Here is a 26996-nt window from a genome sequence, read left to right as displayed (position 1 = left end):
GGAGATGATCGGTCGGTGTTCCTGCTGCGTGTAATCCTTCCCGACCGCCCCGGTTCGCTCGGCACCGTGGCTTCCGCTCTTGGCGAGGTTGGTGCCGACATTCATGCGATCGAGATCGTCGAGCACCGCCGCGAGAACGCTACGGCCGTCGACGATGTCGTCGTCGATCTGCCGCCCGGCGTGCTGCCCGACCGCCTCGTCTCCGCGTGTAACAGCGTGCCCGACGTCGAGGTGATCTGGTTCTCCAGGTACGGCGCCGGTGGCGGGCTGCACATGGACCTCGAGGCCGTTGAGCAGATGACGTCCGCTCCGGCCGAGGCGATCGACATCCTGGTCGAGCAGGCGCCCGCGGTGCTCCATGCCGACTGGGCCGCCTTGATCGACGGCACCGGCAGTGAGGTCAAGGTCGCGCTCGAGACGAGTGCGACGCCGCAGTTCGGCAAGGAGATCGCCGAGAAGTGGCTGCCGATGGAGCGGGCGACCGCCTTGTCGGCCCCGGAAGGCCAGGGACTGGCCGAATCCGTGCTGGTTGCGGCACCGCTGGACTCGGATCGCCGGATCCTGGTGATCGGGCGTCGGGGTGGACCGGAGTTCCTCGGGTCCGAGGTGGCTCGGTTGAGCTACCTGGCTAGCCTCGCCGTCGCGATCCGCTCCGGCATCGGCTGACCGTTCGGTTTTCGGTCTTTCAGCTTTCAGGTGAGGTTGAAGTAGAAGATCGTCAGCACGCCCACCAGTAGGACCAGCACCAGGCCGCCGACCACCGAGACCATCAAGACCGGGAACTGGTCGCCGCGGGGGTCCGGCAGTTCGAAATCCGTCGGCCCCCACGGCCCACCGTTAGCGACGCGCCCAGCCGCCTCCTCAGGCGGCCGGGCCACTAGGCCCGGCTGCTCTTGAGGCGGCTGGAGCTCGCCGTTGTCGCTCATCAGGTGTAGTACGACTCGTTGTCGATGTTGAGGTCGATGGAGAGGGACTCGCCGCGGTCCCGGTTCAGCAGCTCGACCCGCCAGCCGTTCACGTAGGCGACGTGGCTCTTGCCGTCGCTGTGGGCCTTGACCCAGGCCTGGATGGCACCCAGGTCGGCACCCTTCGCCGCCGCGAACGCGTCAGCCTGCACGGCCGGGAAGGCCGCCTTGGTCTGCGCGGTGTCACCGCTGACGCTGAGGTCCAGCGTGCGGATGTTGCTGCCCTGAGAGGCGTAGGTGTAGATCCGCTGCCGGCCGTAGTCGCCGAAGCTCTTGCTGCACGACGAGGTGCACTCGTAGCCCTTGCCCTTCAGCGCGGCCTGCAGATCGGCCTCGCTGGTCTCGAGCTGCTTCTTCGGGATCTGCAGCTCGTCGGTGCCGTCCTTGTGGCCACGCAGCCGCAAGCTGTCGCCACTGTTGGAGAGGCTGAGGTCACCCCAGCCGATCTCGACGTCGGCCGACTTCTGCCCGGAGGCGACGGCCGCCCGGACCTTCTGCAGGTCGGCGCCGAAGGCCTCGGCCGCGAGACCGTTGAGCGCGGTGTCGAAGGCCTTCGCTCCGTTGTTGACGTTCTCGCGGTCATAGGTGCGCATGCTCACACCCATGATCACGCCGTCGGGCTGGAACTGGAAGCGGACCTCGGCCTCCGTCGTACCGGCGAAATTGAAGCAGCCGCGGTGAGCGCCCTGCGGCCCGTTGAACAGGTCGCTGCACTCGTAGCCGGCGGCCGTCAGCTTGTCGGTCGCGTTCTTGGCCTGGCCGGTCGCATTGCCCAGCGGCTGGCCGGTGGGCTGGCCGCTCGGCTGCCCACTCGGCTGGGTGCTCGGGTCGCCACTCGGATCCGTGGTCGGGTTCGCGGACGGGTCGGTCGCGGTCGGGCCGGGGGTCGGGTTGCTGGTCGGCTCCTCACCACCGGTCAGCTTGATCACGCCGAAGATGATCAGCGCGATGACCAGCACACCGGCGACAGCGCCACCGATGATGAACAGGTTCTTGTTGCCGCCACCACTCGGCGGCTGACCGCCCGGCGACCACGGCTGCTGGCTGTGCTGCTGCTGCCAGCCGGACTGACCGCCCGGCTGCTGACCCTGCTGGCCCCACGGCTGCTGGCTGTAGCCGCCGTAACCCGGCGTCTGGCCGGGCTGTTGGCCCGGCTGCTGACCTGGCTGCTGGCCCCAGCCGCCGCCCTGTGCCGGGGGCTGCTGACCGCCCCAGCCACCGCCTTGAGGCGTCTGTCCGGGCTGACCCTGAGGCGGCTGGCCGGGCTGCTGTCCCCAGCCACCCTGACCCGGCTGTCCTCCCGGTTGTCCCCCCGGCTGCCCAGGACCCCACGGCCCCTGCGGCGGCGTCGTCATATGCGCTCCTTCAAAAAAACCACTGGTCGGGTCGAAACTAACAGTCCGACGGATCAGCGTGGCCGGTGGATCCCACGAGTTCCGTCAACGATTTGGGCGCAGTTTAAGGCGTCTCAGCCGGTGGATTGGTCACCACCGCCGCTGCGGCCTCCGGACCGTCCGCCAGCAGCACGCCGAAACCGGCCGCGTCGAGGATCGGCACCCCCAGCTGAACGGCCTTGTCGTACTTGGATCCGGGCGAATCACCGACCACCACGAACGAGGTTTTCTTCGACACCGAACTGGCCGCCTTGCCACCGCGATCTGTGATCGCCTCGGTCGCCTCGTCGCGGCTGTAGCCCTCGACCGTGCCGGTGACGACGATCGACAACCCGGCCAGCGTTTTCGGCAGGCCCGGCCCGGTCTCCTCCTGCCGCATTACCACGCCGGCGGCCCGCCACTTCGCCACGATCTCGCGATGCCAATCCACGGTGAACCACTCGATCACCGCGGTCGCGATGGTCGGCCCGACGCCCTCGACCTGGGCGAGCTCCTCTTCGCTCGCGGCGGCGATGGCCTCGATGTCGTCGTACGCCGCGGCCAAAGCCTGTGCGGCGGTCGGCCCGACATGGCGAATGCTCAGCCCGACGAGCACCCGGGCGAGCGGTTTGGTCTTGGCCTGTTCGAGATTGGTGAGCAGGCGGCCCGCATTCGCCGAGAGCGTGCCGGCCTTGGTGGTGAAGAACGCGCTGCGGCTCAACTGCTCCTCGGTCAGCCCGAACAGGTCGCCCTCGTCGACGATCAGGCCATCCGTGATGAGCGCGTCGGCCGCCTTGAAGCCGAGCACCTCGATATCGAACGACGAACGCCCGGCGAGGTGGAAGAGACGCTCACGCAATTGGGCCGGGCAGGACCGGGCGTTCGGGCAGCGGATGTCGATATCCGCCTCCTTCTCCGGGCGCAGCTCGGTGCCGCAGGCAGGGCAGTTCGTCGGCATGATGAAGACGCGCTCGGTGCCGTCGCGCAGATCCACCACCGGGCCGAGGATCTCCGGAATGACGTCACCGGCCTTGCGCAGCACGATGGTGTCGCCGATCAGTACGCCCTTGCGTTTGACCTCCTGCTGGTTGTGCAGGGTGGCGAACTCCACGGTCGACCCGGCCACCCGGACCGGCTCCATCACCCCGAACGGTGTGACCCGGCCGGTGCGCCCGACGTTCACATCGATGTCGAGCAGCTTGGTGGTCACCTCCTCCGGCGGGTACTTGTACGCGATGGCCCAGCGCGGCGCCCGCGAGGTGGATCCGAGCGCGCGCTGGAGGTTGACCTCGTCGACCTTGACCACGACGCCGTCGATCTCGTGGTCGACGGAGTGCCTGTTCTCCCCGTAGTACGCGATGAACTCGTTGACCTCGGCGAGTGTCGTGACGCGTTTGACCCGGTCGCTGACCGGCAGCCCCCAGGCCTTGAGGCTGTCGTACGCCTCGGAGAGCCGCGCGACGTGGTAGCCGTCGACCTTGCCGAGGCCGTGCACGACAAATCGCAGCGGCCGTTGCGCCGAAACGCGCGGATCCTTCTGCCGTAGCGATCCGGCGGCACCGTTGCGCGGGTTCGAGAAGGGGGCCTTGCCCGCCTCGACGAGCTGCGCGTTCAGCTCCTGGAAATCCTCGACGCGGAAGTAGACCTCGCCGCGGACCTCGAGAAATTCCGGGATGTCGTCACCGGTCAGCTGATTCGGGATGTTCTTGATGGTCTTGACGTTGGGGGTGACGTCCTCGCCGGTCCGCCCGTCGCCGCGAGTGGCACCGCTGACGAGCCGGCCATTCTCGTACACCAGGTCCATCGCGAGGCCGTCCACCTTGAGCTCGCAGAGGAACCCGCTGTCGTGGATCTGGCCGGCCGTGACCTCACGCTCGAGCCGCTTGGCCCAGGAGTCCATCTCCTCGGCGGAGAACGCGTTGTCGAGGCTCTCCATCCGGACCGGATGCTGCACCGGGGTGAACAAGGTGGCGATCGCGCTGCCGACCTTCTGGGTGGGCGAATCCGGCGTACGCAACTCCGGATACTCCGCCTCGATGCCCTCCAGCTCATGCATCAAGGCGTCGAAGTCCGCGTCGGAGATCGTCGAGCTGCCCATGTAATACCGCCAGCGGTGCTCCTCGATCAGCTGGCTCAACTCCGCAAGCCGCTCGCGCACCGCGGGCGAGGGCTCAGGCCGCTCGGCGGCCAACGTCTCAGGGATCTCCGCACTCATAGGTGATCCGGCGCGGAAGCCCCGTCCTCGAGGGCGGGGTGGTAGCGCCGGTTCCTCCCTTCAGAAAAGTGTCGGTGGCAGCCGCCACCATTAGTGGCATGTCCAGGTACCGGCTTGTCCCAACCCCCGCGCAGGAGACCGCGCTGCTGGGACACTGTGCGCACGCCCGGTACATGTGGAACCTCGGACTGGAACAACGGCTGATGTGGCGACCAGGGCGGCCGCCCACCCCCGGGTACGTGGCCCAGGCAGCGCAACTGACCGAGGCCCGCGCGGCGGAACCGTGGCTGGCGGCCGGGTCGCAGACGGTACAACAACAAGCACTGCGCGACCTCGACCAAGCCTGGCGGAACTACTGGGGCGGCACTCACTCCAGGCCGACGTGGCGCAGCGCCGGCCGGCACGAGGGATTCCGCATCGTCGGGCCACAAGCCCAACGAGTGGAACGGTTGAACCGTAAATGGGGCCGGGTGCTGGTGCCGAAAGCCAGCTGGATCAAGTTCCGCTGGTCCCGGCAGATACCCGACGCGAAGTCGTACCGGATCACCCGCGACCGGATAGGCCGGTGGCACATCGCCTTCGCCACCATCCCCGACCCGATCCCGGCACCCGGAACGGGCGAGGTGGTCGGCATGGACCGGGGTGTTGCCGTGTCGGCAGCACTGTCCACCGGCGTGCTGCTCATGTGCCCGGGGCTGCGCGCTACCGAACAGGCCCGGTTGAAGCGGCTGCAACAGCAGTTCGCGCGGTGCCGGCGCGGGTCGAACCGGCGCACCCGGTTGAAGGTGGCGATCGCCCAGATCAAGGCTCGGGAGACGGCTCGGCGCAAGGATTGGGTCGAGAAGATCAGCACCGCCCTGGCCCGCCGGTTCGACGTGATCGGGGTCGAGGACCTCAAGATCGCGAACATGACCCGTTCGGCTCGCAGCACCATCGAGCAGCCGGGCCGCAACGTCCGGCAGAAGGCCGGGCTGAACCGGGGCATCCTCGCCAACGGCTGGGGACTGCTGGTCCAGCGTCTTGAACACAAGGCGCCGGGCCGGGTCGAGAGGGTCAACCCAAGGTTTACGAGTCAGACGTGCGCAGAGTGCGGGCATTGCGCGTCGGAGAACCGCGAGAGCCAAGCGGTGTTCCGATGCCTCGCCTGCGGGCACACCGCGCACGCTGATGTGAATGCAGCTAGGAACATCGCGGCCGGACGGGCCGTGACCGCACGCCGAGGCACGAGGTCTGTGCCGTTGAAGCGTGAACCTCATCTCGCTACCTCCGCGTAGTGGGCTGGAATCCCCCGCCCCCCAAGCAGGGGAGGACGTCAAAGCCAAAACCTACCGCCACCACACCCATCCCACGCCCACAAGTACGGCGTCTGCCGCCAGTGGTCACCTTTGAACCATCCGCGAGCGATCACGGCTGACGCGTCCACTCGTGCTCAAATCCCGGGAGCGGGCACGTCATGTCGGGACCACCCGCGGCTGAAGGACGGCGGACGTGGAGCGTGGGCTCACATGGTCGGGCGGGTGGGCGTTCTATCGGTGACCTGTACGGACGAAAGGTGATCGATGAAGCGCGTGGTGGATCTCAAGGCGTTGTACTTCGGTACTCCGGTGCTGTTGGTCAGCTCGGCCAGCCCTGATGGGAGTACGAATCTGGCGCCCATGTCGTCGGCGTGGTGGTTGGATCGGACGGCGGTGCTGGGCATGAGTCTTTCGTCGCAGACCGTGCGGAATCTGGTCGAGCGGCCGGAGTGTGTGCTCAATTTGACCGACGCGTCGATGGTGTCCGCGGTGGACCGGATCGCGCTGCTGACGGGGTCGCGGGAGATACCGGAGCGCAAGCTGAAGCGCGGCTACACCTTCGAGCCGGACAAGTTCGCGGCCGCCGGGTTGACGCCGGTGGACAGTGACGTCGTCGGAGTTCAGGGCGTGTACGAGAGCCCGATCCGGATGGAGGGCCGCGTCCGGGCCATCCACCAGATCGGCGAGGGCAATCTGCGTACGCTCGAGGTCGACATCCTGCGCACCCACGTCGACGAGGAGCTGGTGATGCCGTTGACGGATCACTACATCGATCCGCTCAGGTGGGACCCGCTGATCATGAAATTCACCGAGTTCTTCGCCGGCGGCAGCCTGGTCCACCCGTCCGCACTCGCCCGCGGCTGGGAGATGCCGGCCTTGACGCCTTAGGCCTGGGACTTCTCCCCGAGTACGTCCGCGATCCGGCGCAGGGTTTCCAGGCGGGTGCGGGCGTCGGTGGGGGAATCGCCGGATAGGCCGCAGGCGGGGGTGATGACGACGTCGGCGAGGCGCGAGACCGGGAGGCCGAGGCGGTGCCAGCGTTGGGCGAGGGCGTCCGCGGGTTGTTCCGGATGCGGGATCGGGCCGGACGTCGGGAGCACCCCGGCGTACAGGATGGTGCCGGCCTCGATCGCTTCGGCGACGCGATCCCATCCGGCGTCGTTGACCAAGGCGAGGTCGATCGCGACGCCCTCGGCGCCGGACTTGCGGAAGACCTCGATCGGCGGGTTCGCGGCACAGCAATGGACCAGCGTGTGCGCCGGACCGGCCGCCTCGATCGGACGACTCAGCAGTTCGACCGCGCCCGGCCCGTCAACGCTGCGGTGTTTGCCCCACCCACTGGCCGTCGGGATGGCACCAGCCAGTACGGCGGGCAGCGCCGGCTCGTCAAACTGCACGACCAAGTCCGCGCCCGGTACACGCTTACGCACCTCGGCGACGTGCTGCTCGACCCCATACGCAAGCGCCTCGGCGAGATCGCGCCGGGCGCCATGGTCCGCGAGCGCCTTGTCGCCACGCGGCCGCTCGATCATCGCGGCCAGCGTCCACGGTCCGACGACCTGGATCTTGAACGGCCCGGCATATCCGTCGGCCTGTTCCTCCAGGGTGTCGAGATCCTGGTTCAGCAGGGATTTCGCCCGGCGCTGGTCGAGGCTGCCCGTCGTACCGCTGCCGCCGGTCAAACGCCAACCGGCAGGCTGCAGGTCAACCGTGAGCTCGGCCAGTACGGCGACCGCCCGGCTGACCATGTCGCCGTACGGACGTGCGGGCAGTTCCGGCAGGAACGGGATCGACAAACCCTCGAGCACGAACTTGGTCCACTCGCGCAGGTCCTCCCCCGGCAACGAGCCGAGGCCCGTGGTGGGAGCGGCGCCGAATGGGCCTGTCATACCGGCTGCTGGCTGGCGCGCTCGACCGTGTCGATGGTGGCGGACCCGATCACCCGGGTGCCGTCGTACAGCACGACCGCCTGACCGGGCGCGACCGCGTCGGCCGGCTCGTCGAAGTCGACCAGCACCTTGTCGCCGTCCAGCCGGGCCGTCACCGCGACCTCGTCACCGTGAGCGCGAAGCTGCGCGCGGCAGCTGATCGTCGACTCGGGCACCGGGCCACACCAGCGCGGCTGGGAGGCGGAGAGGCGCCGTACGGCGAGCTCCTCCCGCGAGCCGACCGTGACAGTCCGATCCACTGGAGAGATATCGAGCACGAATCGCGGCTTGCCATCGGCGGCAGGCGTGCCGATCCGCAGCCCCTTGCGCTGGCCGACCGTGTACCGGTGGGTGCCTTCGTGCTCGCCGAGCTTCGCGCCGGTGGAGTCGACGATGTCGCCCGGGTTCGCCCCGAGGCGCTCGCTGAGGAAGTCCGGAGTGTTGCCATCGGCAACGAAGCAGATGTCGTGGCTGTCCGGCTTGTCCGCGACGGCCAGACCACGACGCTCGGCCTCGGCCCGCACCTCGGACTTCGGCGTATCGCCCAGCGGGAAGAACGCCCGCGAGAGCTGCTCCTGGGTCAGCACGCCGAGCACGTACGACTGGTCCTTGCCGTGGTCCACGGCCCGGTGCAGCTCACGCCCGGCAGAGGTCTCGACGATCTGCGCGTAGTGCCCGGTGACGACGGCGTCGAAGTCGAGCGCGATGGCCCGGTCCAGCACCGCGCTGAACTTGACCTTCTCGTTGCAGCGCAGACACGGGTTCGGCGTCCGGCCGGCGGCGTACTCGTCGACGAAGTTCTGTACGACATCCTCGTGGAAGCGCTCGGCCAGGTCCCAGACGTAGAACGGGATGCCGATCACGTCGGCGGCCCGCCGCGCATCGCGGGAGTCCTCCAGCGTGCAGCATCCGCGCGCCCCACTGCGGTAGGACTGCGGGTTGCGTGAGAGGGCCAGGTGCACCCCGACCACCTCGTGCCCGGCTTCGGCCATCCGCGCCGCGGCGACGGCCGAATCGACCCCACCCGACATGGCGGCGAGTACCCGCATTTGTCAGCTCACCTTTCGTATGTTCTGCAGACCCGCGGAGAGCGCACGCTCCACCACCGGCCCGATGTGTTCCAGCACGGCATCGACATCCGCCTGCTCGGTCGTGTGCCCCAGTGTGAACCGGAGCGACCCGCGCGCCCGCTGGTCGTCGTACCCCATCGCGAGCAGCACGTGGCTCGGCTCGGCGACACCCGCGTTGCAGGCGGAACCGGTCGAGCACTCGATACCGCGGGCGTCGAGCAGCATCAGCAGCGAATCACCTTCGCAGCCGCTGAAGGATAAGTGTGCGTTATTGGGCAAACGGTCGACCGGATCGCCCGAGAGCAGCGCCTGCGGCACGGCCTTCAGCACGCCCTCGATCAACTCGTCGCGCAGCCCACGGAGACGGTCGGCCTCGCCCTGCTGGTGCGCGACGGCGTGCTCGAGCGCGATCGCGAAGGCCGCCGCGGCGGGGGCGTCCAGGGTGCCGGACCGTACGTCGCGCTCCTGGCCGCCGCCGTGCAGGATCGGCACCAGCTTCGTCTCCCGCCGGACCACCAGCGCACCGATGCCGAACGGGCCGCCCACCTTGTGCGCGGACACGGTCATCGCGTCCACGCCGAGACCGGCGAAGTCCACCGGCACCTGCCCGACGGCCTGAACCGCGTCGGTGTGCACGGGAATGCCGTGGGCCGCGGCCATCGCCGCCACCTGCTCGACCGGCTGAAGCGTGCCGACCTCGTTGTTCGCGAGCATCAGCGTGACGAACGAGACGCTGCCGGGATCACTCTCGATGGCGGCCTGAACCGCCTCCGGCCGGACCCGGCCGAACTCGTCCACCGAAAGCCACTCGAGCTCGGCGCCCTCATGCTCGGCCAGCCAGACCGCCGGGTCGAGGACGGCGTGGTGCTCGATCCCGCTCAGCAGGATCCGCCGGCGCTTGGGGTCCTCGGCGAGCCGGGCCCACCACAACCCCTTCAGGGCGAGGTTGTCGGACTCGGTGCCACCCGAGGTGAACACCACCTCGCTCGGCCGGGCGTTCAGCGCGTCCGCGATCGCCTCGCGCGCCTCCTCGACCGTACGCCGGCCGACGCGACCTGATCCGTGCGAAGAGGAGGGGTTGCCGGTGCGGCCGAGCAACGAGGTCATCGCCTCGATGGCGGCCGGCAGCATCGGCGTCGTCGCGGCATGGTCGAGATAAACCGTGCGACGGGCGGCTGGGATGGTCATAACACCATCAAGGGTAAGTCCGCCGGGTTGATTCCCCGAACCGGTGTGTCACGCCTGGACGATCTGCTCCAGCCAGGCGTGACCGGGGTGCAAGTGCTCGACCATCTCACCGAGCCAGACGCGCTTGGCCTTGGGCAGCAGCGGCAGCGTGACCGCCAGGTCCCGCTCATCCTTCGGCCGGTGCAGCTTCGCCTTATAGGCGAGCGCCATCTCGGGATTGATGTAGCGAATGCCGTCGGATGCGACCCAGGTCACGTCGTCCAGGTCGTAGTCCAGCGAGGGATCCCGCCGGAAGACCCAGCGGCCGTCGCGATCCGGATTGAGGACGCAGTCGTACTTCCAGGGCGCGAGCGCGTGCTCCCGCAGCCACACCTGGTCGGCGGTGTCCGGAATCCCGGGCCTCTCGTCGGTGACGAGTTGCAGCATGCCCTCACCGATGGCCCAGACGTGGTACCGGTCCTTGACCTGCTCGCGCAACGCGCCGACGTCCTTACGCCAGAACGACACGTCCAGGTCCTCGTGCGGCCGGGGAATCCCGGTGAAGGCCTCGATCGACCACCCACCCGCGATCCACCAGGGCCCGTCGTACCCCTCGAGCAACGCCTTGGCCTCCGCCCGCGTCGCCGGCAGCACCGGCCCGTACTGCCGCTGGAACTGCAGTTCCTCCGGATCCAGCCCCTCCGCATACCAATGCCTGGTCTCCACCCGCTCACGCTACCGAACGCCGGCCACCTGGGCTCAGGGTTATTTGGTGTGTTCGACGATGGCCGCGATGGCCAGGTCCCAGAGTTCCGGTGGCGGCTGTTGATGTCCGGCACCCGGGAGTGGCACAAGCCGTGCGCCAGCGATCTCAGCGGCGAGGGCTTGGCCATGCTCGATCGGGAACATCGGGTCGGTGGTGCCATGCAGGACCAAGGTGGGCGCGGTGATCTGTTCGAGCCGGGCATCGGCCGGGGTGTCGTCGTCGAGCACGAAGTGGTTGGTGATCGAGCAAGCCATGTCCCGGGTTCGATCCACCTCCCGGGCCGCGAGCTGCTGGTAGCGCGCCTCGTCGAACCCAAGACTTCCCGCATACGGCCGTTCGGCGTCGACCCGATAGGCCACCACGGCGTCCCGGTCGTTCCAGTCGGGTTCGGGTTCGGATTCGGTGAACGTGGCCATCACCTGCTGACTCGGCGGTGGCAGCTCACGCGCATGGTCGGCGGGGACCACAGGGCTGGTGGAGGCCAGGCACAGCGTGCGCACTCTCGAGGGGTACTCGAGCGCGATGCGCTGCGCGATGCCGCCGCCCATCGACAAGCCCACCAGGTGTGCGCGTTCCACCCCCACGGCATCCAGGATTCGCAGCGGGTCGGTGAGCAGATCGCGAGAGGTGTACGACGGCCGTCCGGGCTGTGAGCTGGACGAGCGGCCGGTGTCACGGTGGTCGTACCGGATGACGTGGCGACCGGCCTTGGCGAGCCGGTCACAGAACTCGTCCTCCCACCAGACCATCGATTGGGCTCCGCCGGCGATCAACAACACCGTCGCATCGACTGGGTCGCCAAACGTCTCGAAGCACAGCTCTATCCCGTCGGCGCTCAGGGTCTGCTCGGTCATGGCGGTTGCCTTTCTAGTGGGCTGCTGAAGTACGACCCTAGAAGCGCGGGAATACAAAGAAAAGCGATCATCTTCGATGTTAGTGATCGCTTTGAACTATCATTATGTAGATGGGCGACACGGAACTGCGGCACCTCAGGACGCTGGTGGCGATTGCCGAAGAGGGGACTTTCGCCAAGGCCGCGAGCCGGCTTGGTTACACCCAATCGAGCGTGAGCCAGCACATCGCCGTACTCGAGAAGGCTGTCGGGGGTCCGGTCTTCGATCGGCCCGGCGGCCCGAAGCCGGTGCGGATCACCCCGCTGGGAGCCGTCGTGATCGAGCACGGCAGGGAACTGCTGTCGAACGCCGAAGCACTGGAAGACGCGGTTGACCGGTTCAAGGCCGGCGACGGCCGAATCGACATCGGCACCCTGCCGAGCATCTCCAACGTCATCCTTCCCACGGTCGTGCGTCGCCTCCAGGTCGAACATCCCAACTGCGAGATACGCCTCTCGGAAGAAGCGCCCGACCAAGAGCAGCTTGGCGAACTTGACCTCCTGTTCTATGACCGGCCGATCGGCGACGACGCGGAACATGTGCTGCTGACGGACGACCCCTATCTGGTGGTGGCACGTCCGGACGACCTGCCCGCCGGCAAGCTGCCCCTGGCAGCGTTGGACGGGAAAGGGGTAGTGGCCTGGCCGGCGACCTACGGCCAGCCGCGACTCGAAGAAGCCCTGGCAGCAGCGGGCGCCCAGCTGCGAATCGTGTTCCGAACGCCAGGTAACGACACGATCCTGTCGATGGTGCGAGCCGGCATGGGGTCCGCCGTCCTGCCCTGGCTGGCGATCCGCCATCTCATCTGTCCGTCCTGCGGTGACATCCACGGTTCGGACGGCGGTGCGGATCAACCGCTGCGGGTGCACGAGCTCGACCCCACCCCCACGCGCGAGATCTACCTGCACTGGCCGCCCGGACACACCGCAAGGTCGCCGCTCGCCGCGCACGCCATCGAGATCGCCGTCGAGGTATCTCGCGCGCTGACCCAGCGGACACCACATCGCGGAGCCAGCCACTGAATGATCGCCTGCAACGATCATTTATATCTCAAAGCATCGCTATACCCGATGCCAATCCCGGAGCTAGCGTCGTCAGCCTCACCACAGCAAGGGAGGCAATGAGCTATGAGTACCTTCGCGTTGATCCACGGCGCCGGCGTCGGTGGCGGCTGGTTCTGGCACCTGGTAGAAGCCGAGCTCCGATCCCTCGGACACACCACCGTCGCTCCCACCCTGTGGACCGGCGACGATACGGACACCTTGTCCGACTACGCCGACACTGTCGTCAACCTGATCGACACGTCCGACGAACTCTTCGTCGTTGCCCATTCCTTCGGCGGATTCACCGCGCCCTTGGTCGCCGACCGCGTTCCGACCGCCGGACTGGTCTATGTCACGGCCATGGTCCCCCGGCCCGGCGAACCGCCGGCCGACTGGTGGGACAACACCGGATACCCGGAGGCAGTCCGAATCCAGGCCGCCAAAGACGGCGGACTCACCGGCTCCTCCGACCCCTACGTGGGCTACTTCCACGACGTACCCAAGGAGCTGGCCGACCAGGTGGAGAGTAGGGAACCCAGCCCGCCCTCGAACACGGCCTACTACGAGCCCTGGCCCCTCGACGCCCATCCGGCCACACCGGCTCGATACATCGTCTGCACCGAGGACCGCCTGTTCCCCGCCCCATTCCAGCGCCAGCTGGCACACGACCGCCTCGGAATCACTCCCGACGAGCTCCGCAGCGGTCACTGCCCCGCCCTCAGCCGCCCCGCAGAGCTCGCGGCAATGCTCAACAGCTTCACGTCGTGACATAAAACCGCTGCCGCACCCGAGAGATCCGGGCGCGGCAGCAGGAGGAACAGCTATCAGCCCTTGCGCTTGGTCACTTCTTCCGTGGCGGTCGGGAGGACCTTGTGCAGGTCGCCGACGACGCCGAAGTCGACCAGCTCGAAGATCGGGGCCTCTTCGTCCTTGTTGATGGCCACGATCGTCTTCGAGGTCTGCATACCCGCGCGGTGCTGGATGGCGCCCGAGATACCGGCGGCGACGTACAGCTGCGGGGAGACGGTCTTACCCGTCTGGCCGACCTGGTAGGCGTGCGGGTACCAACCCGAGTCGACCGCCGCGCGGGAAGCGCCAACGGCCGCACCGAGCGAGTCCGCGAAGGCCTCGACCCCGGCGAAGTCACCACCGGTACCGCGGCCACCCGAGACGATGATCGCGGCCTCGGTCAGCTCCGGGCGGCCCGTCGCCGCACGCGGCTGCGAGTCGGTGATGCGGGCCGTCTTCGCGCCGTCGGAGATCGAGACGTCGAACTCCTCCACCTCGGGCGAGGTCTCGGCGACCTCGGGAGCGGCGGAGTTCGGCTTGACCGTGATGATCGGCGTGCCCTTGGTGACCTTGGCCTGCACCGAGTAGTTGCCGGCGAACACGGACTGGGTGGTGACCGGACCGCCATCGGCGACCTGGACGTCATTCGCGTCGGTGATCAGACCCGACTCGAGCTTGACCGCGAGGCGGGCGGCGATCTCCTTGCCCTCCGCGCTCGACGGGATCAGGATCGCGGCCGGCTCGAGCTTGGCCGCGACCTGCTGCAGCGCCTCGGCCTTGGGGGCCACCAGGTACTGCCCGAGCTCCGGGTTGGTCAGCGTGATCACCTTGGTCGCGCCGTACTGACCCAGCACCGGCAGAGCCTCGGCAACGCCATCACCGATGAAGACCGCGACCGGCTCGCCGAGGCGGCGGGCGATCGTGAGCAGCTCGGTGGTCGTCTTGCGAACCGTGCCACCGACGTGGTCAACGAGAACGAGAATGTTCGACATGCTCTGGTCGCCCCTCAGAGGAACTTGTTGGTGGACAGGAACTCGACGAGCTGGGTCGCGCCCGTGCCGTCGTCGGTGACGATGGTGCCGGCGGTCCGCGGCGGACGCGCGGTCACCTCGGTGACCTGCGACCAGGCGGCGGAGGCGCCGACCTGCGCGGCGTCAAGACCGAGGTCGGCCAGCGACCAGGTCTGCACCGGCTTCTTCTTGGCGGCCATGATGCCCTTGAACGACGGGTACCGCGGCTCGTTGGCCTGGTCGGTCACGCTCAGCACCAGCGGCAGCGTGCCCTCGATGGTCTCGCTGGCGGTGTCGCCGTCACGGCGGATCTTCACGGTCGTGCCGTCGACGGTCACCTCCGAGCCCAGCGTCACCGCGGGCACGCCGAGGCGCTCGGCCACCATCGCGGCGACAACGCCCATCGAGCCGTCGGTGGAGGCCATGCCGAAGACGACCAGGTCGTGCTCGATCTTCTCCAGCGCCTTGGCGATCACCAGCGAGGTGGCCAGCGCGTCGGAGCCGTGGATCGCGTCGTCGACGACGTGCACGCCGGCGTCCGCGCCCATCTGCAGAGCCTTCTTGACTGCGTCGGCCGCTTGCTCGGGGCCAACGGTCAGCACGGTCACTGTGATATCAGGAGCGTCACCCCCACTGTCCTTAACGGCGAGTGCGGCCTCAACCGCGTTCTCGTCCAGCTCGGACAGCAGGCCGTCGACACCGGCCCGGTCCACCGTGTTGTCCTCGGCACGGAACCGGCGGTCCGCGGTGGCATCCGGCACGAACTTCGCGCAGACGACGATCTTCATAGCTTGTGGGACCCCTTCTGGTTTGCGGTCTCTCCCAGCCTGCCACGGATGTTACTCGCGAGGAACTTATGTTCGGTGCGAGTCCGATCACAGTCCTGCTCACCGTTAGGCTCACCGGGTGACTGAGACGTTACCGCTGACCGGCGAAAGAACAGCGCCGGGGATCTGGCACGAGAACTACTGGTTCGCCCGGCACGAGGCAGCGTACCGGTGGCTCACTCGTACGGGCCTCACCTCCTCCGGCCGAATCCTCGAGGCCGGCTGCGGCGAGGGGTACGGCGCTGGGCTGATCGCAGCATCGGGTACGGCGACCGTGGTCGGCCTGGACTACGACACCGCAGCCATCCGGCATGTCCGGAAGCGTTACGAAATCCCTTGTGCACAAGGGAATCTCGTCCAGACCGGGTTCGCGGAGGACAGCTTCGACCTGGTCGTTTCGATGCAGACGATCGAGCATTTGTGGGAGCAGCCGAGGTTCATCACCGAGTGCCGCCGGGTGCTGCGGCCGGGCGGCACACTGGTGCTCTCAACGCCGAACCGGCTGACCTTTCCGAGCGGCAACTGGTATCACACGACCGAGCTGACCGGGCCGGAATTGGCCGAGCTGGTGAGCGCGGAGTTCAAGGCCGTGGAGATGCTCGGACTGTGGCATGGGCCACGTCTGACCTCCTGGGAAGAGGCCAACGGTTCCGTCGTGGACGCGCAACTGGCCGCCGAACCGGACGACTGGTCGATCGAGCTGCAGGCGCTCGTCCGCTCGGTGCGGCACACGGACTTCACCATCCGCGCGCCGCGAACCGACGCCGACCTCGACGGCTCACTCGACCTGATCCTCACGGCCGAGTGACTTTCCGCCGAATGAACTACGGCCGGATGACGCGCTCGAGGACCTTGCCGGCGATCAGGTAGACCAGCGCGGCGATACCCCAGTTGACCAGCAGGGTGTTCTTCGCGGTCTCCAGGCGGAACACGTCGGCGAACGGCCCGACCAGGTCGTGACCGCGATCGAGCACCCACTTCACGATCTCGTTGCTCTGGTTCGCCTGGTCCAGCGCGGTGAACAACGCACCGAGCGCCAGTAGCGCCGCACAAAGCACTGCCGCGAGCCAGACGATCGAGGCGATCAGGTTACGCAACCGGGCCACCCCGGATCCGACGGCCGTCAGTGCGGCCTTACCCTTCTCACCCGCGCCACCCTTGGCAGCCGGCGCCGTCTTGGCGGCCGCAGGCTTCGTGGCCGTAGCGGCCGCGGCCGCGGTCTTCGTGGCCGTAGGCGCCGCCATCGGCTTCAGTTGCGTCGTCTTCGTGCTGTCGTCAGCCTCGCTCGTGACCTCAGCTGCGGCAGGCGTTTCCTCGACCTTGGCCTCTTCGGCCGTTGGTTCGGCGGTTTGGCCCGCCTTGTTGCGTATGGCCACGTCGTCCATCTCCCCAGCCGGTGTCGATGTCGGTGTCGGTGTCGGTGTTGGTTCCTCGGCGGTTACCCGCTCCGTCTTTCGCAGTGGTTTGCTGCGACGGGCGCCGGAGATCGGGCCGGCTTTGCCACGCGCGTCCGGATTCGGCAGCGGGCCGCGTTGTCTGGACACGGCTTTGTCCAGACTCGAGACGACCTCCGCCCCATCCGGTCCTGGCTTGTCAGCCACGCTGGCTCTCCTCTCCGGCAACGTTCGGAACATAGTGCCCGACCGGTGAGTAACTTGAGAACCCCTCGGGCACGTCTGCTCCAGCACCCACACTGCCAGCCCGGGCCAGCGCCGCGGCGTCCTGACGCGCGATCTTCTCCAGGTACGCCCGCCGGTCCGCCGCCGCGGCGTACGCGCTGACGCGATCCTTGACCACGGTCGCGGGCACGCCGACCGCGATGCTGAACTCGGGAATCCGGCCCCGGGCGACGCTGTTCGCGCCGATCACCGAGCCCTGCCCGATATCGGCGCCACGCAGCACGCTGACCTTGGTCGCCAGCCAGCAGTCGGGCCCGATCCGGACCGGCGACTTCACCAGGCCCTGGTCCTTGATCGGCAGGCCCAGATCGTCCGTCTTGTGGTCGAAATCGCAGATGTAGACCCAATCCGCGATCAGCGTGGAGGCGCCGATCTCGATGTCCAGGTAGCAGTTCACGGTCACGTCGCGCGCGAAGACGACCTTGTCGCCGATCCGCAGCGTGCCCTCGTGCGCCCGCAGCCGGGTGGCATCGCCGAGATGCACCCATTTGCCGATCACCAGCCGACCGTGACCGCGGCGGGCCGTCACCTCGATCTTCTTACCGAGGAAGACGAACCCCTCCAGCACGACCTGCGGGTGCCGCAAGCGGAAAATGGCATACCGCCAGTACCGCTTGAGGTAGTACGGCGTCCACGCCCGATGCTTAAGCACCCAGCGCAGATTCGCCGCCGTCAGCAACCGCATAACCCTCAGTGTCCCTCAACAGTGCCGATCGGAAGTCTGGGCCGCTCGCTAGGGCTTGGTACCGCTGATCGACACGTTGTAGTAGAGCTCGTCCGGTACGACCTTCGCGAGCACGCGGTCCACCTTGGACAGCTGCTGCCACGACCGGTAGGCGAACATCCGCCAGCCGAACCCGAGCTTCTGCTCGGGTACGGCGGCCTCGAACGTCCGGATCGGCCAACCGACCCAGGCGGCGAGCAATTCCTCGGTCACCGTCCGTACGTCGACCGCGCCCGCGCGCAAGGCCGTCCGCTTGAGCTCGTCCGGGTCGAACGTGTGCAGATCCACGACCGCCTCGAGCGCTGCCGCCCGGGACGACTCGTCCAGCTCCGCCTGCGGCCGGCGCCACTCGGTCAGGGCCGGGAGCTTCGTCACGTTCGTGGCGGCCCACCAGGTCAACCGGGAGAGGCGGCGCGCCACGAAGTCGCCGTACTTGGTCGGCTCGCCGCAGATGACGAAGCGGCCGCCGGGCTTGAGCACGCGCAGCATCTCGCGGAAGGCCAGCTCGACGTCCGGGATGTGGTGGATGACGGCGTGACCGACGACCAGGTCGAACTCGTTGTCGTCGTACGGCAGCTTCTCCGCGTCCGCGACCCGGCCCTCGATCGCGAATCCGAGTGTCTCCGCGTTGCGCTTGGCCGCCTCGACCATGCCCGGCGAGAGGTCCGTGACGTGCGCCTCGGCCATTACCCCGGCCAGCTTGAGGTTCAGGGTGAAGAAGCCGGTCCCGGCGCCGATCTCGAGGGACTTGGCATACGGCCAACCGTCGGTGCCGGCGACGTCGGTGAACCGCTCGCGGGCATACGCGACGCAGCGTTCGTCGTACGAGATCGACCACTTCTCGTCGTACGTGGACGCCTCCCAGTCGTGGTACAGCACCTGGGCGAGCTTGTTGTCACTCCACGCCGCTTCGACTTCTTCAGCGGTGGCGGATGGCTTAGCGGTCATCACTGTCCCTTGAACTCGGCCTTGCCGGGGCCGCTCTGTACGAATGACTTCATGCCGATGGAACGGTCCTCGGTGGCGAAGAGGCCCGCGAACTGCTGACGCTCGATCTCCAGGCCGGTGGCCAGGTCGACCCCGAGGCCGCTGTCGATCGACTCCTTGGCCGCGCGCAGTGCCAGGGACGCGCCCTTGCTGAACTGCGAGGCCCACGCGACGGCGGCGTCGTACACCTCGGCGGCCGGGACGACCTTGTCCACCAGGCCGAGCTGGAGCGATTCGGCCGCGTCGACGAAGCGGCCGGTGTAGATCAGGTCCTTGGCCTTGGACGGGCCGATCAACCGGGACAGCCGCTGGGTACCGCCGGCGCCGGGGATGATGCCGAGCAGGATCTCGGGCTGGCCGAGTTTGGCGTCATCGGCCGCGATCCGGTAGTCGGCGCAGAGCGCGAGCTCACACCCGCCGCCGAGGGCGTAGCCGGTGATGGCCGCCACAGTCGGTTTCGGGATCGACGCGACCGCGCTGAGCGAGGACTGCAGCGGGCCGGAGCGCTTGACCATGTCGGCGTACGACATGTCGGCCATCTCCTTGATGTCCGCGCCGGCGGCGAAAACCCGCTCGCCACCCCAGATCACCACGGCGCGCACGTCGTCGTTCGTCGCGGCCTCGGTGGCGGCGGCCCGGATCTCCTCCTGGACCTGCACGTTCAGCGCGTTCATCTTCGGCCGGTCCAGCCGGATCGTGCCCACTCCGTCGGCCACCGTCAGATTGACGAACTCGCCCATGCCTCAGCTCCTCGGTTGATCCCGTTCCAGACTCAACTGGCCACCCTACTGCTACCCGCCAGTCACTTCAGGCACGGTATCGGACCACTCACATCACAGGTCCACAGGCTGACCAGTCTTGGCGGACCGCCGCGCGGCGTCCACGATCTTCAGGGTGCGGACGCCGACGTAACCATCCGGCTGGGGAATTGTGCCAGTGCGAACCGCGGTGAGGAACTCGGCCAGCATCAACCCGTCGAGATCGGCGCCCACCGGCAGATGGACCTCGCCAGTCGCGTCGGTCCCGCCGACGTGCGGAGCGAACGGCGCGATCTCGATGGAGCCGTGCGTGCCCGTGACCTGCAGCGTCAGCCCGCCCCAGGTCGGCGCGTTGTCCGGCTGGCTCCACGAACAGTCGATCGTTGCCATCAGCCCGTTCTTGTACTGGATGGTGACCAGCCCGCCGGTCTCGACCGAAACGCCCTTGTCCGCATGGAGGACGTGGTTCGCCGCCGCGTAGACACGAGCCGCCTCCACTCCCCCGGTCAAACCGTCGATCAGGTCGGCGCAGTGCACGGTGTGGTCGACCAACGCACCACCTCCGGCCAACTCCGGATCGGTGAACCACTGCCGCTGAGCGTGCGGGATCTGCCCATTGTTCGTCCCGAGTACGGCGAAGAGGTCTCCCACGCGGCCGGCTTCGACCGAGGCGCGCAGACTCGCGTACGACGGCGCGAAGCGGACGGGATACGCCGTCATCAGGATCACCCCGGCCGCCGTACACGCCTCGACCATGGCTTCGGCGTCGGCGACCTCAGTCGCGAGCGGCTTCTCGCACAGCACGTGCACGCCTTCCGCCGCGGCGCGTTCGACCAGGGCTCGGTGGTACGCGTTCTCGCTGGTGACGACGACCGCGTCCGGGCCCCACGCGAACAACTGGTCATAGGTGTCGACGTACGGGATGCCCTGTTCGACGGCGAAGGCCAGACCGCGCGGGCCGGGGTCGGGCGCCGCGGCACCGTCGGGGTCGGCCGAGAGGACCTCGACATCCGGGAGGCTCTTGAGGATCCGTGCGTATGACGCTGCGTGGGTGTGGGCGAACGACGCGAGAGCGACCTTCATGCGGTTGCTCCGTTCCGGAAGGCGGACATCGAGACGGCTTGGCCGGTCGCCATGGATTCGCGGGCCGCCTCGGCCAGGTAGACCGCGGCCGCGCCGTCTTCGGCCGTCACCCGCGGGGGTGGACCGCCTCTGAGCGCTTGAGCGAACTCCCGCAGCTGTGTCAGGTACGGGCTCTCGTAGAGCGTTGACGCGGGTATGAGCAGGTCACCCGCCTCTGCCTCTTGCAGCTCTTCCTCGATGCCAGTCTGGACAGCAGACGAGTACTCGAGCTTCCCGCGCTCCCCCGCAATAGAGAAGCCAGAGCGGAACTTGGTACCAGTAGCGCCCCACGTCGCCCGTAGATGGCTAATCGCGCCACTGGTGTGCGTAAGCGTCACGTGTGCCGCCACGTTGACAGGGCTGATCCCATCCACGGTTGGCGGGCTCTGCACGGCGTACACGGTGTCCACCTCGCCACACGTCCACCGGGCCTGGTCGAGGTCGTGAACCATCAGGTCCATGATCACGCCACCAGAGCGGGCCACCTCCCGGTACCAACCTGCTACCGCCGGAGTGCTCGCCACCCGGAAGTAGCGCGCCACGGCCACCTTGCCGATCCGTCCCTCCTGTACGGCGGCATGGGCCGACGCGTACGCCGGGAAGTACCGGACAACGTGTGCCGGGTAGAGCCGTACCCCGGCCGCTATGGCCTTTGCGGACATCTCGGCGGCGTCCTCGGCCGTGAGCGACAGCGGTTTCTCACAGATGACGTCACGCCCTGCGCCAATCGCCTGCAGCGCGACCTGCTTGTGCGTCGGCGAAGGCGTGACGATGTCGACGAACTCCACCTCCGCCAGCAACTCGTCGTACGACGCGACAGCCTCCACGCCGTACTGTGCGGCGAACTCGGGTGCACCCGCCGCGGAGTGCACGAGGACGCGGGCGCCGAGGGCTTTCCAGGCGGCGATGTGGACGTGGGCGATATTGCCCGCGCCGATCAGGCCAACGGTCAGATCGTTCAGCAAGTCAGAGGTCCTTTACTTGAGTCCGGAGAACGCGATGCCTTCGACCACCCGGCGCTGCAGTACGACGAACAGCACCAGGATCGGCGCCATCGCCATCAGGGCCGCCGCCATCATGACGCCCACCGAGATACTGCCCTGGTACCCACTCAGCGTGGCGAGTCCCACCGCCAGCGGCATCCGCTCGGGTGACGAGCTGACGACCAGCGGCCAGAGCAGATCACCCCATGAGGTGAGCGTGGTGATGATGGCCAGTGAGATCAGGCCGGGTTTGGCGACCGGCAGCACTACTCGCCAGAACGTCTGCCACGGGTTGCAGCCGTCGAGCCGGGCGGCCTCCTCCAGCTCGACCGGGATCGACCGGAAGAACTGCATCATCAGGAAGGTGCCGAACGCGCTGAAGATGCCGGGGGCAACGATGCCCTGGATCGTGTCCAGCCAGCCCAGCTTCTGGATCAGCTGGTACTGCGGGATCAGGTAGACCTGAGACGGCACCATCAGGATCGACAGGATCAACGCAAGCAGTACGCCTTTGAGCCGGAACCGCATCCGCGCGAAGGCGTAGCCGGCCATCGAGCAGAGCACCAACTGGCCGATGGTCCGGGCCGAGGTGACCGCCACCGAGACCCAGAACTGGTCGAGGAACGGCAGCCGCTCGAAGACCTCGACGAAGTTCCGCCATTCGATGCCGCCGGGCACGAGGTCGGGCGGTACGGCGGTCGCCTCGGCCTGGGTCGAGATCGAGAGCTTGAGCTGCCAGATGAACGGGAACATCATCACCAGACTGCCGACGATGAGCACGACGTGCGCCCAGCGATTGCTGCCTTTAGTCATAACTCACCCACCGGCGCTGGAAGCGGAACTGGAACAACGTCAGCAGCCCGACCACCAGCAGGATCAGGACGGCGACGGCAGCGCCGTACCCGCGCTCGTTGTTATCGAAGGCGGCGTTGTAGAAGAGGAAGACCAGTGACTGGGTCTTCGGCATCACCGGGTTCGTCGGGCCGAGCAGCGCGAACAACATGTCGAACAGCTGGAAGCCGGCGATCGTGGTGATGACCGAGAGGAAGAAGATCGACGGCGTCAGCAACGGCACGGTGATCGCCCGGAACTGCTGCAACCGGCCGGCGCCGTCGAGCGCGGCCGCCTCGTACAGCTCGGAGGGGATGCCCTTGAGCCCGGCCGACAGCACGATCAGGTTGAACCCGATCGACATCCACAACCCGACCAGGCCGACCGCGACCAACGCGAACCACTCGGTCGAGATCCACGTCGGGCCGTCGATCCCGATCACCCCGAGGGCCTGGTTGAGTACGCCGTAGTCGCCGTTGTAGATGATCCGCCAGACCAGCGAGATGGCCGTCGGCATCGCGACGTACGGCAGGAAGAACAGGGTGCGGTAGACCATCGCGAAGCGCAGGCCCGGGCGGTTCATCAGGCTCGCGAAGACCACCGCCAACGGGATGCCGAGCAGCACGATCGCGGTGTAGACGACGGTGTTGAGGATCGCCCGATAGACCTCGCCGTCGGCGACGAGCCGGCTGTAGTTCTCAGCGCCGACCCAGGTGCTGCCGCCGAACGGCCCGATCTCGGTGAAACTGTCGTACAGCGTCTTACCCAACGGCCACAGGTAGAAGACGAGCACCCCGGCGAACGTCGGCCCGACAAAAAGCCAGGGCCAGCGGCCGTCGGACTTCACTTCTCCTTGCCCAGTGCCTCGTCCATTTTGGCGGCGACCTCCGCGCCGACCTCGGACATCGGCTTGTCGCCACCGAGGGCCGGGAGGATCAGGTCGGTCTCGAGCTTGTTCCAGACGGCGGTGTCCTTGCTGACCGGATACGGCTCGGAGTACTGCGCGGCCGCGTCGATGAACGTCTGCAACGCGTACGGCGCGGACTTCACGAAGTCGGTCTGAGTCCCGTTGTACGCCGGGTTGGCGGCGCCCGCCTTCGCCTGGATCAGAGCGGCCTCCTTGCCACCGAGGAACGAGAGGAACGCGGCCGCCGCCTCCGGGCTCTTCGTCTTGGCGCTCATCACGTTGCCGATGCCGTGGATGACGGTCTTGCGGTCACCACTAGGGGCCTTGGGCAACGGCAGGATGGCCAGATCGTCCTTGACCGGCGACTTGAGCGCGGCCGAGACGAGCCAGTTGCCGTTCCACATCATCGCGGCCTTGCCGGCGAAGAACCGGTCGCGCCCGCGGATGTCGGCGCCCTGGGCCGCACTCGGGGTGTAGCCCTGCTTGACCATGTCCGACCAGAACTGCAGCGCCTCGACCGTCTTGGCATCGCCGAACCCGGACTTGCCGTCCTTGATGATGTGGCCGCCATTGCTGAGGATCGCCGGGTACCAGTTGCCCTGGTTCCCCAATTCGTCACCAGTGGCGAAGATGCCCTTGGGCCCGAGCGCCGTCTTCAGCTTGGCCGCGGTGGACTTGTAGTCGTCCCAGGTCCACTCGGCCGTCGGCGCGGCCACGCCGGCGTCCGCGAAGAGCTTCTTGTTGTACCAAAGGGCGATCGTGTCGAAGTCCTTCGGAACGCCGAACTGGGTGCCGTCGAGCGAGTAGAGGTCGTTGAGCGCCTGCGGGTAGTTCTTGGCGTCGGCGAGGTTGGCGACCGGCGCGAGCTGCTTGTTCGCCGCGAAGAGCTGGAAGTTCGGGCCGTTCATCCAGAACACGTCGGGCAGGTTGTCGCTGGAGGCCTGCGTCTTCAGCTTGGTGAAGTACTGGTCGAAGGTGGCCAGCGAGATCGAGACCTTCACGCCCGGATAGGTCTGGTTGAAGGCCTTCACGACCTCCTGCATGGCGGGCTGCTGGTTCACGTCCCAGATGGCGTACGTGATGTCGCCTTTGACCTGGGCCGGGTCGTCCGGGACCTTCACGTCACCGGCACCGGAACCGCCCTCACCGCCGCATGCCGTGAGTACGGCGAGGAGGGTGGTGAGAGTGATGAGGAACTTGGGGGTGCGCATCAACTGTCTCCTTGCCGTAAAGCATGAACATGGAAGGCGTATTCCGCGGACAGTTAGTTACAGTTCATTCGTTTCTATCACTGCGCGCTAGTGCTCGCAATGGCTATCTCATGGACACCGGTTCAGCTATTTGCGCGGTTTTACCTAGGTTTGACGTGACAAAGAGGGGTGATGTGACCCTCGTCCCCTTGGCCTGTCGGTGGTGACGGGCAGAATGTGCCGGTGACCGAAGCCACCGCCGCCCCGACCGCCCTCGGTTCGACGACTCCTGGTGCCGTCGTGCACCCGGGAGGTACCACCTTCACGCTGTGGGCACCCGACGCCGAGCGCGTCGAACTGACCCTGCTCGACGACGGCGGCAACCACCGCAATCTCGACCTGCAGCACATCGGGGAGTACTGGTCGGCCGACGTGCCCGATGTCGGCCACGGCCAGCGCTACGGCTATCGCGTGCACGGCCCGTTCGAGCCGACCCACGGCCTGCGCTACAACCCGGCCAAACTGCTGCTCGATCCGTATGCCCGGGCCATCGACGGCTCCCTCGATTTCGCCAGCCCGCTGATCTACGACTCCTCCGACGGCGACTCGGCCGGCCACGTGCCGGTCGGCGTGGTGGTCGAGTCGAGCGATCCGCCGCCGCCGATCAGCCGCCCGGTGCGCTGGGGCGAGACCGTCATCTACGAGTTGCACGCGCGCGGCTTCACGATGACCCATCCTGACGTGCCTCCGGCGCTGCGCGGGACATATGCCGGGCTCGCGCATCCGTCGGTGATCGGCTATCTCAAGGACCTCGGCGTCACCTCGATCGAGTTGCTGCCGATCCACCACTCGGTCACCGAGCCGGGGATCGCCGCCCGCGGCCTGCCGAACTACTGGGGCTACAACACCCTCGGCTTCTTCGCGCCCCATGCGCCGTACGCCGCGGCCAGGTCGGACGGCGGCCAGGTGGCGGAGTTCAAGGCGATGGTCGCGGCGTACCACGAGGCCGGGCTCGAGGTCATTCTCGACGTAGTGTTCAACCACACGGCCGAGGGCGGTTTCGACGGCCCGACGCTGAGCCTGCGCGGTATCGACAACCGGGTGTACTACCGCCTCGGCAACAGCGGCGCGATGTACGACGTGACCGGCACGGGCAACTCCGTCGACACCTCGCACCCACAGGTCCGCCGCCTCATCCTCGACTCGCTGCGTTATTGGGTGACCGAGATGGGCGTGGACGGGTTCCGCCTCGACCTGGCGGTGACGCTGATCCGCAACGAGCGGCACGAGGTGGACCTCGAACACCCTTTTCTCACCGAGATCGCGGCCGATCCGGTGCTGCGCAAGGTCAAACTCATCTCCGAGCCGTGGGACGTAGGCCATTTCGGCTACCAACTCGGCAACTTCGGCACCCCGTGGTCGGAGTGGAACGGCAAGTACCGCGACGCCGTTCGCGACATCTGGCGCGGCCACTCGCACACCGTGCAGGACCTCGCCTACCGCCTCTCCGGCTCCAGCGACCTGTACGGCGACGACGGCCGCCATCCGTATGCGTCGATCAACTTCATCACCGCGCACGACGGCTTCACCCTGCGGGATCTCGTCAGCTATGACCGCAAGCACAACGAGGCCAACCGCGAAGGCAACCGCGACGGCACCGACGACAACCGCTCCTGGAACTGCGGTGTCGAGGGCGAGACCAATGACCCTGCGGTGAACGCGTTGCGTCGTCGGCAGGCGGCCAACCTGATGTCCACGCTATTGCTGTCCACCGGCGTCCCGATGATCACCGCCGGCGACGAGTGCGGGCGGACCCAAGGCGGCAACAACAACCCGTACTGCCAGGACAACGAGATCTCCTGGTTCGACTGGACCCTGCCGACGTCTCGCGAGTGGCGTGGACAGTTCGAGCTGACCCGGAATGTGCTGGCGCTTCGAGGGAAGCACCCGGCGTTGCGGCAATGGCACTACTTCAAGGGCCGCCCGGTGGTCGAGGGCGGTCGCAAGGACTTGTCGTGGATCGCGCCGCATGGTGGCGAGATGACCGAGGCCGACTGGCACGACCCGTCGCTTCGCACGCTCGGCATGTTCCTGGCCGGCGACGCGCTGCGCGGCACGGACGGCGAGGGCAACCGCTTGACCGACCACTCGTTCCTGCTCGCTCTCAACGCCACGCCCGAAACCCGCCGAGTCGTCGTACCGGATGCTTCTTGGGCCCCGGCGTACGAGGTCGTCCTCGACACCAGCCGCTCCGGCATCACCGAAGTCGAAGCCGGCGCAACCGTCAACCTGGAACCCCGCTGCCTAGTCCTACTCGCCGCCCTCTAACCTCCCCTTCCGATCATCGGGCCCTTGTGACACGGCGTGTCGCCCATCATCGGTCCCCTCTGACCAAAGGCGCGGGCCCTTCCCACTTTGCATTCATTCGTCGGAATCCGCCCTCACCCGACTGCCAACCCGCACCGGTCCGCTGT

26 protein-coding genes are annotated in these 26996 nt (G+C 67.5%); 7 read left to right on the top strand and 19 right to left on the bottom strand.

The genetic code is table 11. The features are described 5' to 3' along the window. The first annotated feature begins 15 nt into the window (after positions 1-15). A complete protein-coding gene (locus OG394_RS38775) occupies positions 16-666 on the top strand; it encodes an ACT domain-containing protein (RefSeq protein ID WP_328992336.1) in 651 nt (216 codons plus the stop codon). Between the two features lie 26 nt (positions 667-692). Here OG394_RS38775 and OG394_RS38770 read toward each other — a convergent pair whose 3' ends face one another. The 3 genes from OG394_RS38770 to ligA form a co-directional block, all read right to left on the bottom strand. Beyond that, the gene (locus tag OG394_RS38770) at positions 693-926 is read right to left on the bottom strand and encodes a hypothetical protein (protein ID WP_328992335.1); all 234 of its coding nucleotides are present in this window, start codon (positions 924-926) and stop codon (positions 693-695) included. Further along, positions 926-2320 carry a hypothetical protein gene (locus OG394_RS38765; protein ID WP_328992334.1) on the bottom strand — a complete coding sequence of 465 codons (1395 nt, stop codon included), beginning with the start codon at positions 2318-2320 and terminating at the stop codon, positions 926-928. The genes OG394_RS38770 and OG394_RS38765 overlap by 1 nt, the downstream gene beginning before the upstream one ends. A gap of 103 nt (positions 2321-2423) precedes the next feature. Next, the gene (gene ligA, locus OG394_RS38760; protein ID WP_328992333.1) at positions 2424-4553 is read right to left on the bottom strand and encodes an NAD-dependent DNA ligase LigA; all 2130 of its coding nucleotides are present in this window, start codon (positions 4551-4553) and stop codon (positions 2424-2426) included. 98 nt (positions 4554-4651) lie between these two features. Here ligA and OG394_RS38755 point away from each other — a divergent pair, with 98 nt between their 5' ends. Further along, positions 4652-5827, top strand: coding sequence for an RNA-guided endonuclease InsQ/TnpB family protein (locus OG394_RS38755; RefSeq protein WP_328992331.1), 1176 nt, complete (start codon positions 4652-4654; stop codon positions 5825-5827). A 285-nt stretch (positions 5828-6112) separates the two neighbouring features. Beyond that, a complete protein-coding gene (locus OG394_RS38750) occupies positions 6113-6736 on the top strand; it encodes a flavin reductase family protein (protein WP_328992330.1) in 624 nt (207 codons plus the stop codon). Here the strand turns inward: OG394_RS38750 and OG394_RS38745 are convergent. From OG394_RS38745 to OG394_RS38725, 5 genes are read right to left on the bottom strand one after another with little or no spacing between them, the layout of a single operon-like run. Continuing rightward, positions 6733-7737, bottom strand: a complete 1005-nt coding sequence (locus tag OG394_RS38745) for a methionine synthase vitamin-B12 independent (RefSeq protein ID WP_328992329.1) — start codon at positions 7735-7737, stop codon at positions 6733-6735. The two genes, OG394_RS38750 and OG394_RS38745, sit on opposite strands and share 4 nt — an antisense overlap. Beyond that, positions 7734-8825, bottom strand: coding sequence for a tRNA 2-thiouridine(34) synthase MnmA (gene mnmA, locus OG394_RS38740; RefSeq protein WP_328992327.1), 1092 nt, complete (start codon positions 8823-8825; stop codon positions 7734-7736). The genes OG394_RS38745 and mnmA overlap by 4 nt, the downstream gene beginning before the upstream one ends. A 3-nt stretch (positions 8826-8828) precedes the next feature. Further along, positions 8829-10034: a cysteine desulfurase family protein gene (locus tag OG394_RS38735; RefSeq protein ID WP_328992326.1), complete on the bottom strand. Its 1206-nt coding sequence runs from the start codon at positions 10032-10034 to the stop codon at positions 8829-8831. Between the two features lie 48 nt (positions 10035-10082). Next, entirely contained in the window at positions 10083-10739 is a 657-nt protein-coding gene (locus tag OG394_RS38730) for a nucleotidyltransferase domain-containing protein (protein WP_328992325.1), read from the bottom strand. Between the two features lie 39 nt (positions 10740-10778). Then, positions 10779-11633, bottom strand: coding sequence for an alpha/beta fold hydrolase (locus tag OG394_RS38725; RefSeq protein WP_328992324.1), 855 nt, complete (start codon positions 11631-11633; stop codon positions 10779-10781). Positions 11634-11743: 110 nt separating this feature from the next. On the opposite strand from OG394_RS38725, the gene OG394_RS38720 reads away from it, so the two are divergent. Continuing rightward, a complete protein-coding gene (locus tag OG394_RS38720) occupies positions 11744-12694 on the top strand; it encodes a LysR family transcriptional regulator (RefSeq protein WP_328992323.1) in 951 nt (316 codons plus the stop codon). Between the two features lie 105 nt (positions 12695-12799). Continuing rightward, a complete protein-coding gene (locus OG394_RS38715) occupies positions 12800-13483 on the top strand; it encodes an alpha/beta hydrolase (RefSeq protein WP_328992322.1) in 684 nt (227 codons plus the stop codon). Between the two features lie 56 nt (positions 13484-13539). Here OG394_RS38715 and OG394_RS38710 read toward each other — a convergent pair whose 3' ends face one another. Together OG394_RS38710 and OG394_RS38705 are read right to left on the bottom strand one after the other, a co-directional pair. Beyond that, positions 13540-14496 (bottom strand): electron transfer flavoprotein subunit alpha/FixB family protein, encoded by a 957-nt coding sequence (locus tag OG394_RS38710; protein ID WP_328992321.1) that lies wholly within the window; start codon positions 14494-14496, stop codon positions 13540-13542. A gap of 14 nt (positions 14497-14510) precedes the next feature. Then, on the bottom strand, positions 14511-15302 hold the full coding sequence (locus OG394_RS38705) for an electron transfer flavoprotein subunit beta/FixA family protein (RefSeq protein WP_328992320.1): 792 nt from the start codon (positions 15300-15302) through the stop codon (positions 14511-14513). 118 nt (positions 15303-15420) lie between these two features. Between OG394_RS38705 and OG394_RS38700 the strand changes: the two genes are divergently transcribed. Then, entirely contained in the window at positions 15421-16149 is a 729-nt protein-coding gene (locus OG394_RS38700; protein WP_328992319.1) for a class I SAM-dependent methyltransferase, read from the top strand. Between the two features lie 16 nt (positions 16150-16165). Here OG394_RS38700 and OG394_RS38695 read toward each other — a convergent pair whose 3' ends face one another. The 9 genes from OG394_RS38695 to OG394_RS38655 form a co-directional block, all read right to left on the bottom strand. After that, entirely contained in the window at positions 16166-16942 is a 777-nt protein-coding gene (locus tag OG394_RS38695) for a hypothetical protein (protein WP_328992318.1), read from the bottom strand. Next, on the bottom strand, positions 16935-17705 hold the full coding sequence (locus OG394_RS38690; RefSeq protein WP_328992317.1) for an acyltransferase: 771 nt from the start codon (positions 17703-17705) through the stop codon (positions 16935-16937). Before OG394_RS38690 ends, OG394_RS38695 begins: the two co-directional genes overlap by 8 nt. Positions 17706-17753: 48 nt before the next feature. Next, complete coding sequence (locus tag OG394_RS38685) at positions 17754-18692, bottom strand: class I SAM-dependent methyltransferase (RefSeq protein ID WP_328992316.1); 939 nt, start codon at positions 18690-18692, stop codon at positions 17754-17756. Next, positions 18692-19471 carry an enoyl-CoA hydratase/isomerase family protein gene (locus OG394_RS38680; protein WP_328992315.1) on the bottom strand — a complete coding sequence of 260 codons (780 nt, stop codon included), beginning with the start codon at positions 19469-19471 and terminating at the stop codon, positions 18692-18694. The genes OG394_RS38685 and OG394_RS38680 overlap by 1 nt, the downstream gene beginning before the upstream one ends. A 93-nt stretch (positions 19472-19564) precedes the next feature. Next, entirely contained in the window at positions 19565-20572 is a 1008-nt protein-coding gene (locus OG394_RS38675) for a Gfo/Idh/MocA family protein (RefSeq protein WP_328992314.1), read from the bottom strand. Then, a complete protein-coding gene (locus OG394_RS38670; RefSeq protein WP_328992313.1) occupies positions 20569-21576 on the bottom strand; it encodes a Gfo/Idh/MocA family protein in 1008 nt (335 codons plus the stop codon). Before OG394_RS38670 ends, OG394_RS38675 begins: the two co-directional genes overlap by 4 nt. Before the next feature lie 12 nt (positions 21577-21588). Next, a complete protein-coding gene (locus OG394_RS38665; protein WP_328992312.1) occupies positions 21589-22407 on the bottom strand; it encodes a carbohydrate ABC transporter permease in 819 nt (272 codons plus the stop codon). Further along, the gene (locus OG394_RS38660; protein ID WP_328992311.1) at positions 22400-23272 is read right to left on the bottom strand and encodes a carbohydrate ABC transporter permease; all 873 of its coding nucleotides are present in this window, start codon (positions 23270-23272) and stop codon (positions 22400-22402) included. Before OG394_RS38660 ends, OG394_RS38665 begins: the two co-directional genes overlap by 8 nt. After that, a complete protein-coding gene (locus tag OG394_RS38655) occupies positions 23269-24543 on the bottom strand; it encodes an ABC transporter substrate-binding protein (protein ID WP_328992310.1) in 1275 nt (424 codons plus the stop codon). The genes OG394_RS38660 and OG394_RS38655 overlap by 4 nt, the downstream gene beginning before the upstream one ends. A gap of 216 nt (positions 24544-24759) precedes the next feature. Between OG394_RS38655 and glgX the strand changes: the two genes are divergently transcribed. Next, the gene (gene glgX / locus OG394_RS38650) at positions 24760-26850 is read left to right on the top strand and encodes a glycogen debranching protein GlgX (RefSeq protein ID WP_328992309.1); all 2091 of its coding nucleotides are present in this window, start codon (positions 24760-24762) and stop codon (positions 26848-26850) included. The last annotated feature ends 146 nt before the right edge of the window (positions 26851-26996 follow it).

The organism is Kribbella sp. NBC_01245, assembly GCF_036226525.1.
GTDB lineage: Bacteria > Actinomycetota > Actinomycetes > Propionibacteriales > Kribbellaceae > Kribbella.
The sequence above is the reverse complement of the archived record's forward strand: the minus strand, read 5'-3'. Positions and strand labels throughout refer to the sequence as shown.

Coding starts and splice junctions, on each gene's coding strand:
- OG394_RS38765 (WP_328992334.1), bottom strand. CDS start 2,320: ATGACGACGCCGCCGCAGGGGCCGTGGGGTCCTGGGCAGCCGGGGGGA.
- OG394_RS38770 (WP_328992335.1), bottom strand. CDS start 926: ATGAGCGACAACGGCGAGCTCCAGCCGCCTCAAGAGCAGCCGGGCCTA.
- OG394_RS38725 (WP_328992324.1), bottom strand. CDS start 11,633: ATGACCGAGCAGACCCTGAGCGCCGACGGGATAGAGCTGTGCTTCGAG.
- ligA (WP_328992333.1), bottom strand. CDS start 4,553: ATGAGTGCGGAGATCCCTGAGACGTTGGCCGCCGAGCGGCCTGAGCCC.
- OG394_RS38735 (WP_328992326.1), bottom strand. CDS start 10,034: ATGACCATCCCAGCCGCCCGTCGCACGGTTTATCTCGACCATGCCGCG.
- OG394_RS38750 (WP_328992330.1), top strand. CDS start 6,113: ATGAAGCGCGTGGTGGATCTCAAGGCGTTGTACTTCGGTACTCCGGTG.
- OG394_RS38715 (WP_328992322.1), top strand. CDS start 12,800: ATGAGTACCTTCGCGTTGATCCACGGCGCCGGCGTCGGTGGCGGCTGG.
- OG394_RS38680 (WP_328992315.1), bottom strand. CDS start 19,471: ATGGGCGAGTTCGTCAATCTGACGGTGGCCGACGGAGTGGGCACGATC.
- OG394_RS38675 (WP_328992314.1), bottom strand. CDS start 20,572: ATGAAGGTCGCTCTCGCGTCGTTCGCCCACACCCACGCAGCGTCATAC.
- OG394_RS38705 (WP_328992320.1), bottom strand. CDS start 15,302: ATGAAGATCGTCGTCTGCGCGAAGTTCGTGCCGGATGCCACCGCGGAC.
- OG394_RS38690 (WP_328992317.1), bottom strand. CDS start 17,705: ATGCGGTTGCTGACGGCGGCGAATCTGCGCTGGGTGCTTAAGCATCGG.
- OG394_RS38710 (WP_328992321.1), bottom strand. CDS start 14,496: ATGTCGAACATTCTCGTTCTCGTTGACCACGTCGGTGGCACGGTTCGC.
- OG394_RS38755 (WP_328992331.1), top strand. CDS start 4,652: ATGTCCAGGTACCGGCTTGTCCCAACCCCCGCGCAGGAGACCGCGCTG.
- OG394_RS38685 (WP_328992316.1), bottom strand. CDS start 18,692: ATGACCGCTAAGCCATCCGCCACCGCTGAAGAAGTCGAAGCGGCGTGG.
- OG394_RS38745 (WP_328992329.1), bottom strand. CDS start 7,737: ATGACAGGCCCATTCGGCGCCGCTCCCACCACGGGCCTCGGCTCGTTG.
- OG394_RS38720 (WP_328992323.1), top strand. CDS start 11,744: ATGGGCGACACGGAACTGCGGCACCTCAGGACGCTGGTGGCGATTGCC.
- mnmA (WP_328992327.1), bottom strand. CDS start 8,825: ATGCGGGTACTCGCCGCCATGTCGGGTGGGGTCGATTCGGCCGTCGCC.
- OG394_RS38655 (WP_328992310.1), bottom strand. CDS start 24,543: ATGCGCACCCCCAAGTTCCTCATCACTCTCACCACCCTCCTCGCCGTA.
- OG394_RS38665 (WP_328992312.1), bottom strand. CDS start 22,407: ATGACTAAAGGCAGCAATCGCTGGGCGCACGTCGTGCTCATCGTCGGC.